Origin of the sequence: Serratia sp. LACPHL-BACT-2024-00286, from assembly GCF_043109535.1 — a bacterium.
Taxonomy (GTDB): domain Bacteria; phylum Pseudomonadota; class Gammaproteobacteria; order Enterobacterales; family Enterobacteriaceae; genus Serratia; species Serratia sarumanii.
Genome location: NZ_JBICNA010000006.1, coordinates 354,705 through 363,423 on the forward strand (window position 1 = coordinate 354,705; position 8,719 = coordinate 363,423).

General features: G+C 57.8%; 8 protein-coding genes and 1 other annotated feature. Of the genes, 4 read left to right on the forward strand and 4 right to left on the reverse strand.

Translation table 11 applies throughout. The annotated features are described in order from the left end of the window. The first annotated feature begins 1 nt into the window (after position 1). Positions 2-1,123 (forward strand): bifunctional chorismate mutase/prephenate dehydrogenase, encoded by a 1,122-nt coding sequence (gene tyrA, locus ACF8MC_RS19695; protein ID WP_033637185.1) that lies wholly within the window; start codon positions 2-4, stop codon positions 1,121-1,123. A gap of 58 nt (positions 1,124-1,181) precedes the next feature. Here tyrA and pheA read toward each other — a convergent pair whose 3' ends face one another. The 4 genes from pheA to bamD form a co-directional block, all read right to left on the reverse strand. Beyond that, the gene (pheA, locus tag ACF8MC_RS19700) at positions 1,182-2,339 is read right to left on the reverse strand and encodes a bifunctional chorismate mutase/prephenate dehydratase (RefSeq protein ID WP_033637186.1); all 1,158 of its coding nucleotides are present in this window, start codon (positions 2,337-2,339) and stop codon (positions 1,182-1,184) included. 42 nt (positions 2,340-2,381) lie between these two features. Next, positions 2,382-2,508, reverse strand: a sequence feature (Phe leader region). After that, on the reverse strand, positions 2,460-2,507 hold the full coding sequence (locus tag ACF8MC_RS19705; RefSeq protein WP_101428074.1) for a hypothetical protein: 48 nt from the start codon (positions 2,505-2,507) through the stop codon (positions 2,460-2,462). Its footprint overlaps the feature before it by 48 nt. Before the next feature lie 122 nt (positions 2,509-2,630). Then, on the reverse strand, positions 2,631-2,972 hold the full coding sequence (gene raiA, locus ACF8MC_RS19710) for a ribosome-associated translation inhibitor RaiA (RefSeq protein WP_004932457.1): 342 nt from the start codon (positions 2,970-2,972) through the stop codon (positions 2,631-2,633). A gap of 312 nt (positions 2,973-3,284) precedes the next feature. After that, positions 3,285-4,016 carry an outer membrane protein assembly factor BamD gene (gene bamD / locus ACF8MC_RS19715; RefSeq protein ID WP_004932456.1) on the reverse strand — a complete coding sequence of 244 codons (732 nt, stop codon included), beginning with the start codon at positions 4,014-4,016 and terminating at the stop codon, positions 3,285-3,287. A 131-nt stretch (positions 4,017-4,147) separates the two neighbouring features. Here bamD and rluD point away from each other — a divergent pair, with 131 nt between their 5' ends. From rluD to clpB, 3 genes are all read left to right on the forward strand, one after another. Next, positions 4,148-5,125 (forward strand): 23S rRNA pseudouridine(1911/1915/1917) synthase RluD, encoded by a 978-nt coding sequence (gene rluD / locus ACF8MC_RS19720; protein ID WP_004932452.1) that lies wholly within the window; start codon positions 4,148-4,150, stop codon positions 5,123-5,125. Further along, a complete protein-coding gene (gene yfiH, locus ACF8MC_RS19725) occupies positions 5,125-5,856 on the forward strand; it encodes a purine nucleoside phosphorylase YfiH (RefSeq protein WP_164105351.1) in 732 nt (243 codons plus the stop codon). The genes rluD and yfiH overlap by 1 nt, the downstream gene beginning before the upstream one ends. Positions 5,857-5,986: 130 nt before the next feature. Continuing rightward, entirely contained in the window at positions 5,987-8,560 is a 2,574-nt protein-coding gene (clpB, locus tag ACF8MC_RS19730; RefSeq protein WP_025301647.1) for an ATP-dependent chaperone ClpB, read from the forward strand. Positions 8,561-8,719: the final 159 nt, after the last annotated feature.

Consider the following 8,719-nt stretch of genomic DNA (forward strand, 5'->3'; position numbering starts at 1 on the left):
TATGGTGGCAGAACTGACCGCGTTGCGCGATCAAATTGACGAGGTGGACAAAGCGCTGCTGGATCTGCTGGCGAAACGCCTGCATCTGGTAGCGGAAGTCGGCGAGGTGAAAAGCCGCCACGGTTTACCGGTTTATGTGCCGGAGCGCGAAGCGGCGATGCTGGCCTCGCGCCGTCAAGAGGCGGAAAACCTCGGGGTGCCGCCGGATTTGATCGAGGATGTCTTGCGCCGCGTGATGCGCGAATCGTACGTCAGCGAGAACGATAAAGGCTTTAAAACCCTGTGCCCGCAGCTGCGGCCGATCGTCATCATTGGCGGCAACGGCCAGATGGGCCGGCTGTTCAACCGTCTGCTGACGTTGTCGGGTTATCAGGTCAGGGTATTGGATCAGGAAGATTGGCCGCAGGCGGAACAGCTGTTGGCAGACGCCGGCATGGTGATCGTCAGCGTGCCGATCCATGTGACCGAACAGGTGATAAGCCGCCTGCCGCCGTTGCCCGACGACTGTATTTTGGTGGATTTGGCGTCGGTGAAGAACCGTCCGCTGCATGCGATGCTTGCGGTGCACAGTGGCCCGGTGGTGGGGTTGCACCCGATGTTCGGCCCGGACGTGGGCAGCGTGGCGAAGCAGGTCGTGGTTTACTGCGACGGCCGCCGGCCAGAGGCTTACCAGTGGTTGCTTGAACAGCTACAGGTGTGGGGGGCGCGGCTGCACCGCATCAGTGCGGTCGAACACGATCAGAACATGGCGTTTATTCAGGCGCTGCGGCACTTTGCCACCTTCGCCTACGGGTTGCATCTGGCGGAAGAGAACGTGCAACTGGAGCAGTTGCTGGCGCTCTCTTCGCCGATCTACCGGCTGGAGCTGGCGATGGTTGGCCGCCTGTTTGCGCAGGACCCGCAGCTGTACGCCGACATTATCATGTCGTCGGAGGAAAACGTGGCGTTGATCAAACGCTACTACCAGCGCTTCGGCGAGGCGATCAAGCTGTTGGAGCACGGCGACAAACAGGCGTTTATCGATAGCTTCCGCAAGGTGGAGCACTGGTTTGGCGATTACGCCCAGCGCTTCCTGGTGGAAAGCCGCACGCTGTTACGGCAGGCTAACGACAGCCGGCAGTAAAATACCGGCGGTAAATAAAAATGAAGGGTTCGGCTTGGCCGAACCTTTTTTTATCGCGTCAGGATGGGTTGACCGGCACCACGGTGTCGCTGGGATAACAGCCCAGCACCTTCAGCGAGCGGGTGATGGGCGCCAGATCGCGCAGCGCTTTTTGCATTGCGTCGGCACGCAGGTTGGCCTGCACATCGATGTAAAACATCTCTTCCCACGGATTGCCGTTGATCGGGCGTGACTCCAGTTTGGTCATGATGATGCCGTTGTCGCGCAATACCAGCAGCGCTTCGACCAGCGCACCGGATTGCTGGCCGGTCGCCATGATCAGCGTGGTTTTGGCCGGCACCTGTTCGGAGACGTCGATCGCTTTACGCGCCAGGACGATAAAGCGGGTGATGTTCTGCTGTTGATTGGCGAGGTTGTGTTCCAGCACTTGCAGCCCGTACAGCGCGCCGCCGGCCTCGCTGCCCAGCGCCGCCACCTTCGGCGAATTCAACTTGGCGACTTTCTCCATTGCGGCGGCCGTGCTTTCGGTGTATTCGATTTTCCAGTGCGGGAATCGATTCAGGAACTGGCTGCACTGTTGGAACGGCTGCGGGTGGCTGTAGACGGTTTCAATCTGGCTCAAATCGCTGTCGCCGGCCACCAGAACGCAGTGGTTGATCGGGTTGGTCAGTTCACCGACGATCGACAGACTGGTGTGTTGCAGCAGGTCGTACACCTCATTAATCGAGCCGGAGCTGGTGTTCTCGATCGGCAGAATGGCGTAGTCCGCCTGGCCGGTTTCCACCTGGGCGAAGATATCCTGAAACTTCTGGCAGCCACATTCGATCAACCGATCGAAATGGCGGGCGGCGTATTGGCGCGCCGCCAGATGTGAATAAGAGCCTTTCGGGCCGAGAAAGGCGATGCGGGCGGAGTGTTGGCTGACGGGATTGAGCTGGTGCTGCAGCAGCGCCTGCTGGGTCAGGACGGAGTCTTCAATGATCAGTTGGAACAGGCGGGTGACGTAGAAACCGTCCAGGTCGTAAGGCTTGGCGGCGGCGATCAGCGCATCCAGCAGATCGCGCTCGCGCTCTTTGTCGCGGATCGGACGGTGAGAGTGCAGTTTGGTCTTGCCGACTTCGATCGCCAGTTCACGGCGTTCCGCCAGCAGGGCCAACAGTTTCAAATCCAGTGCGCTGATGCGCTCGCGCAGCACCAATAACGGGTTGTCAGTCATAATCAGCTTCCGCCTTCAGTTCTTATTCGTTATAAAACAGCCATAAAAAAAGCCTCCTGTTTCCAGGAGGCCTTGTTGTTCGTCTTCGCATTCTTTCTCACACGACGAAACGCCTCCCAGTCAGGGGAAGGTAAAAAAGAATGCGAAGAAAAACGGTGTGCGTGGCATGGTCTACCTAAGGTTAATGCGAACAGGTTTTAAAGTAACCGCTGGCTTTTACCCCGTCAACAAAAATACCCGACAAAAAACGCGCCCTCGGGCGCGTTTGATGCGGCAACCGCAGTCGGACGGTTATTCCTGTTCCTGCGTCACTTCCGGCACGATGTCTTTCACGCTGGCATTGCAGCGGCGCGCTTCGCCTTTGTGCTGCACCTTGTTCAGCTGGCGCTCCAGCTTGGCGATCAGCTCGTTAACGGCGGTATACATGTCATCATGTTTGGCGCTGGCGACCAGCGGGCCGTTCGGCGTGGTAATGGTAGCGTCGGCGACAAACCCCTGCGGTTCTTTGGATAAGACGATATGCGGGTTTATCAGCTGGGTCTGCCATTTTTCCAGTTTGGTGAGACGGTCTTCGACGTGATTGCGGATTGCGGGAGTGATATCCATTTGTTTGCTGGTAATGTTCAATGTCATATAACTTACCTCTCTGTCTTTCCGTCTTGGTGAACCCAGCATACCCCGCTTTTTGTTTAAATGCGTGATGTAAATCACGATTTTTTGTCACTTTTTGCAAAGTTAGTTCAATCTGTGATTCAGCATTTGAATTGGTTATCTAATGCTTGAGAGTTGCCGCCGGATGGCGCATTATCGATGAGATGACCGGTGAGGAGCGCTAGCTAACACCGTGTTTTTACTTGTGTATTCTTCCAGTGAAAACCAGGTCCACGCCAATGAAAACGGCAGCCGAGGCTGCCGTTTTGTTTTTTTGCCGTTGCCGACGCGCGTTTATTGCGGGTTGGCGGCGATCACTTTGGCCACTTTGTCAGCCTGGCCGTTCAACTGCAGTTGCTTGTAGGCATTTTCCATCAGCGGCAACACGTCGTGCGTCGCTTTGGTATCCGGGAATTCACGCAACATCTGCTCGGCGCGATTAACGACCGCGACGTAAGCACCGCGTTTAGTGTAGTATTCCGCCACCGAAAGCTCATACTTGGCCAAGCGGTCTTTCAGATACACCAAACGCTTGTTGGCGTCGGTCGCGTATTGGCTGTTCGGGTATTGCTGAATCAACTGGCTGAAGTCGCGGAACGCAGCGCGAGCGTGCTGAGGATCGCGGTCCGAACGGTCAACCCCGAAGAAGCCCTGCAGCGCGCTGTCATCGAGCGCCATGTCGGTCAGACCGCGCATGTACATCACGTAATCGATGTTCGGGTGCGTCGGGTTCAGGCGCATGAAGCGATCGATGGATGCCTGCGCCATCGGCAAGTCGGCGGCCTTATAGTAGGCGTAAATCAAATCCAGCTGGACCTGCTGGGAATACGGCCCGAAAGGATAGCGGTTATCTAACGCTTCGAGTTGCGTAATCGCGCCCTTGAAGTTACCGTCCTGCAGCTTTTGCTGCGCGGTGGCATAGATTTCCGAAGGTGGGTTGTCGGGAACCGCATCCTTGGATGTGGAGCAACCTGCCAGCGCCAGGCTCAACGTGGCTGCCGCCACCAGATATTTCATACGCGTCATGACGTTTTGATTATCCTCAGGGTGTTATTCCGGGAGACTGTCCGTTAAGCTCCCGACAAAGACCAGGTACAATAGCACATTATATTAAACGGCATCGCCGTGAAAACCCAACGTTAACGAAGAAGCTGCATATGGCACAACAAGTACAACTCACCGCAACGGTGGCCGAATCTCAACTCGGACAACGTTTAGATCAGGCTTTGGCCGAATTGTTCCCTGATTATTCACGATCTCGCATAAAAGAGTGGATCCTGGGCGATCGGGTGAAGGTCAATGGCAAAACGTCAAACAAACCGAAAGAGAAGGTGCTGGGCGGAGAGACGGTCGCCATCGATGCACAGATAGAAGAAGAGGCGCGTTGGGAGCCGCAGGATATCGCGTTGGATATCGTCTATGAAGACAGCGACATCCTGGTGATCAACAAGCCGCGCGATTTGGTGGTGCACCCTGGCGCCGGTAACCCGGACGGCACGGTGCTCAATGCGCTGCTGCATCACTACCCGGAAATCGCCGACGTGCCGCGCGCCGGCATCGTGCACCGTCTGGATAAAGACACCACCGGCCTGATGGTGGTGGCGAAAACCGTGCCGGCGCAAACCCGGCTGGTGGAAGCGCTGCAGGCGCGTGAAATCACCCGCGAATACGAAGCGGTGGCGATTGGCACCATGACCGCCGGCGGCACGGTAGAAGAGCCCATAGCGCGCCATTCCACCAAGCGTACCCACATGGCGGTACACCCGATGGGTAAACCGGCGGTGACGCACTACCGCATCATGGAACACTTCCGCGCGCACACCCGTCTGCGTCTGCGCCTGGAAACCGGCCGTACTCACCAGATCCGCGTGCACATGGCTTACATCAGCCATCCGCTGGTGGGCGATCCGCTGTACGGCGGCCGTCCACGTCCGCCGAAGGGGGCTTCGGAAGCCTTCATCAACACGCTGCGCGGTTTTGACCGCCAGGCGCTGCACGCCACCATGCTGCGTTTGTACCATCCGATCAGCGGCATCCAGATGGAGTGGCATGCGCCGCTGCCGCAGGACATGGTCGATCTGATTAACGCGCTGAAGGCGGATACCGAAGAATTCAAAGATCAGATGGACTGGTAATGAACTCGCTCATTCTGCCCGACTGGCCATTGCCTCCCGGCGTTAAGGCCTGCAGCACCACGCGCGGCGGCGGCGTCAGCCTGCCGCCTTATGACTCGCTGAACCTCGGCGCCCACGTCGGTGACGAGGAGCAAGCGGTGAAGCGCAATCGGGAACGGTTGGTTACCGTCGCCGGCTTGCCGCAGATGCCGGTGTGGCTCGAGCAGGTGCACGGCACCCGCGTGGTGACGTTGACGGGGCAAACGCCCGCCGATCTGCGGGCGGATGCGGTGTACAGCAACGTGCCTGGGCAGGTGTGTGCCGTGATGACGGCGGATTGTCTGCCGGTGCTGTTCTGTTCGCAGCACGGCGATGAAGTGGCCGCCGCTCACGCCGGCTGGCGTGGGTTATGCCATGGCGTGCTGGAGCAAACCGTGGCGGCGTTCAGCGCCGCGCCGAGCCAGATCAGCGCCTGGCTGGGGCCGGCGATCGGCCCGCAGCAGTTTGAGGTCGGGCCGGAGGTGCGCGCTGCCTTTATCGCGGAAGACGCCGAAGCCGCGGCGGCGTTTACGCCGCACGGCGATAAGTTTTTGGCTAATATCTACTTGCTGGCTCGCCAACGTTTGTTGCGGGCAGGCGTGCAGGCCATCTACGGCGGCGACCGCTGCACGGTTAACGAAAAGAGTCATTTTTTCTCCTATCGACGCGATGGAATAACCGGACGTCTGGCAAGTTTAATCTGGCTGATATAACCTATTGAATTAGGACGATCCAACGACGCATGGCGTTGTACCGAAAATTTAGCGTCGAGATAACCTTGAAAATTTGAGGGATGACCTCATTTAATCTCCAGTAGCAATTTCGACCCATCTTGGAGGTGTTATGCGTCTGGATCGTCTTACCAACAAATTCCAGCTTGCCCTCGCCGATGCCCAGTCACTAGCCCTTGGGCACGACAACCAGTTTATTGAACCGCTACATCTGATGAGCGCCCTGCTCAATCAGGAAGGGGGCACGGTTCGTCCACTATTAACTTCCGCAGGTATCGATGCCGGGCGCGTGCGCACCGAGATCGAACAGGCGCTGTCCCGTTTGCCGCAGGTAGAAGGTACCGGTGGCGACGTTCAACCGTCCCACGAATTGGTGCGCGTCCTGAACCTGTGCGACAAACTGGCGCAGAAGCGCGCGGACAAATTCATTTCTTCCGAGCTGTTTGTGCTGGCGGTGCTGGAAGACCGCGGCTCGTTGACCGACTTGTTGAAAGCGGCCGGCGCAACGGCCGACAAAATCAGCAAAGCCATTGAACAAATGAGAGGCGGTGACAGCGTGGAAGACCAAGGCGCCGAAGACCAGCGGCAAGCATTGAAGAAATACACGATCGATCTGACCGAACGCGCCGAGCAGGGCAAACTTGACCCGGTGATCGGCCGTGACGAAGAGATCCGTCGCACCATTCAGGTGCTGCAACGCCGTACCAAAAACAACCCGGTGCTGATCGGCGAACCTGGCGTGGGTAAAACCGCCATCGTCGAAGGCCTGGCGCAGCGCATCATCAACGGCGAAGTGCCGGAAGGGCTGAAGCACAAGCGCGTATTGTCCCTCGATATGGGCGCCTTGATCGCCGGCGCCAAATACCGCGGCGAGTTTGAAGAGCGCCTGAAAGGCGTGCTCAACGATCTGGCCAAGCAGGAAGGCAGCGTTATCCTGTTTATCGACGAACTGCACACCATGGTCGGCGCCGGTAAGGCGGATGGTGCGATGGATGCGGGCAACATGCTCAAGCCGGCGCTGGCGCGCGGCGAACTGCACTGCGTCGGTGCCACAACGCTGGATGAGTACCGCCAATATATAGAGAAAGACGCGGCGCTCGAACGTCGTTTCCAGAAAGTGTATGTGGCGGAGCCGAGCGTGGAAGACACCATCGCTATCCTGCGCGGCCTGAAAGAGCGTTACGAATTGCACCACCACGTGCAGATCACCGACCCGGCCATCGTGGCGGCGGCGACGCTTTCTCACCGTTATATCGCCGATCGTCAATTGCCGGACAAGGCTATCGACCTGATCGACGAAGCGGCGTCCAGCATTCGCATGCAGATGGATTCCAAGCCGGAATCGCTCGACAGGCTTGAACGCCGCATCATTCAGTTGAAGCTGGAACAGCAGGCGCTGAATAAAGAGTCTGACGACGCCAGCAAGAAACGCCTGGACATGCTCAGCGATGAGCTGGGGCAGAAAGAGCGCGAATATTCGGAGCTGGAAGAAGAGTGGAAAGCGGAAAAAGCCTCGCTCTCCGGCACCCAGAACATCAAGGCTGAACTCGAGCAGGCCAAAATCACCCTGGAGCAGGCGCGCCGCGTCGGCGATCTGGGGCGGATGTCGGAACTGCAATACGGCAAAATCCCTGAGCTGGAGAAACAGCTCGCCGCCGCCACGCAGGCCGAAGGCAAAAGCATGAAGCTGCTGCGCAATCGGGTGACCGATGCGGAGATTGCCGAAGTGCTGGCGCGTGCCACCGGCATCCCGGTGGCCAGAATGCTGGAAGGCGAACGCGACAAACTGCTGCGCCTGGAGCAAGAGCTGCATTCGCGGGTGATCGGCCAGGACGAAGCGGTCAGCGCGGTCTCTAATGCTATCCGCCGCAGCCGCGCCGGGTTGTCCGATCCTAACCGGCCGATCGGTTCGTTCCTGTTCCTCGGCCCGACCGGGGTGGGGAAAACCGAGCTCTGCAAGGCTCTGGCTTCGTTCCTGTTCGACAGCGACGACGCCATGGTGCGTATCGACATGTCCGAGTTTATGGAGAAACACTCCGTTTCGCGTCTGGTCGGCGCGCCTCCGGGCTATGTGGGTTATGAAGAGGGCGGCTATCTGACGGAAGCCGTGCGCCGCCGGCCTTACTCGGTGATTCTGCTGGATGAAGTCGAGAAAGCGCACCCGGACGTATTCAACATTCTGCTGCAGGTGTTGGATGACGGCCGACTGACCGATGGCCAGGGCCGTACCGTCGATTTCCGCAATACCGTGGTGATCATGACTTCCAACCTGGGCTCCGATCTGATCCAAGAGCACTTCGGTCAGATGAACTACGCGCAGATGAAAGAGTCGGTGATGGAGATGGTGAGTCACCACTTCCGTCCTGAGTTCATCAACCGTATCGACGAAGTGGTGGTGTTCCATCCGCTGGGCGAGAAACACATTGCTGCAATCGCCAAAATTCAGCTGTCGCGTTTGTACAAACGTTTGGAAGAACGCGGTTACGAAGTGACCATGACCGAACCGGCCCTGGCTTTGTTGAGCAAAACCGGTTACGACCCTGTGTATGGTGCGCGTCCGTTGAAACGCGCGATTCAGCAGGAGATCGAGAACCCGCTGGCGCAGCAAATCCTGTCCGGCAAGCTGATTCCCGGCAAGCTGGTGACGCTGGATGTGGAAAACGACCATATCGTTGCACGCCAATAACGACAATTAAGCGTCATGAAGATGAAAGGGAGCGGGTGACCGCTCCCTTTTCTTTATCTTCATTTGTCTCTATTTACAGGGTTTGCCGCTATTGCTGCGCTAAAACCGGTGTTTTTTGACTAATAAACATCCTAAAAAGGCATTTTGGGCGATTATTTG

Excerpts from the sequence above, each read along its gene's own strand:
- tyrA (WP_033637185.1), top strand. The coding sequence starts at position 2 with ATGGTGGCAGAACTGACCGCGTTGCGCGATCAAATTGACGAGGTGGAC.
- pheA (WP_033637186.1), bottom strand. The coding sequence starts at position 2,339 with ATGACTGACAACCCGTTATTGGTGCTGCGCGAGCGCATCAGCGCACTG.
- raiA (WP_004932457.1), bottom strand. The coding sequence starts at position 2,972 with ATGACATTGAACATTACCAGCAAACAAATGGATATCACTCCCGCAATC.
- bamD (WP_004932456.1), bottom strand. The coding sequence starts at position 4,016 with ATGACGCGTATGAAATATCTGGTGGCGGCAGCCACGTTGAGCCTGGCG.
- rluD (WP_004932452.1), top strand. The coding sequence starts at position 4,148 with ATGGCACAACAAGTACAACTCACCGCAACGGTGGCCGAATCTCAACTC.
- yfiH (WP_164105351.1), top strand. The coding sequence starts at position 5,125 with ATGAACTCGCTCATTCTGCCCGACTGGCCATTGCCTCCCGGCGTTAAG.
- clpB (WP_025301647.1), top strand. The coding sequence starts at position 5,987 with ATGCGTCTGGATCGTCTTACCAACAAATTCCAGCTTGCCCTCGCCGAT.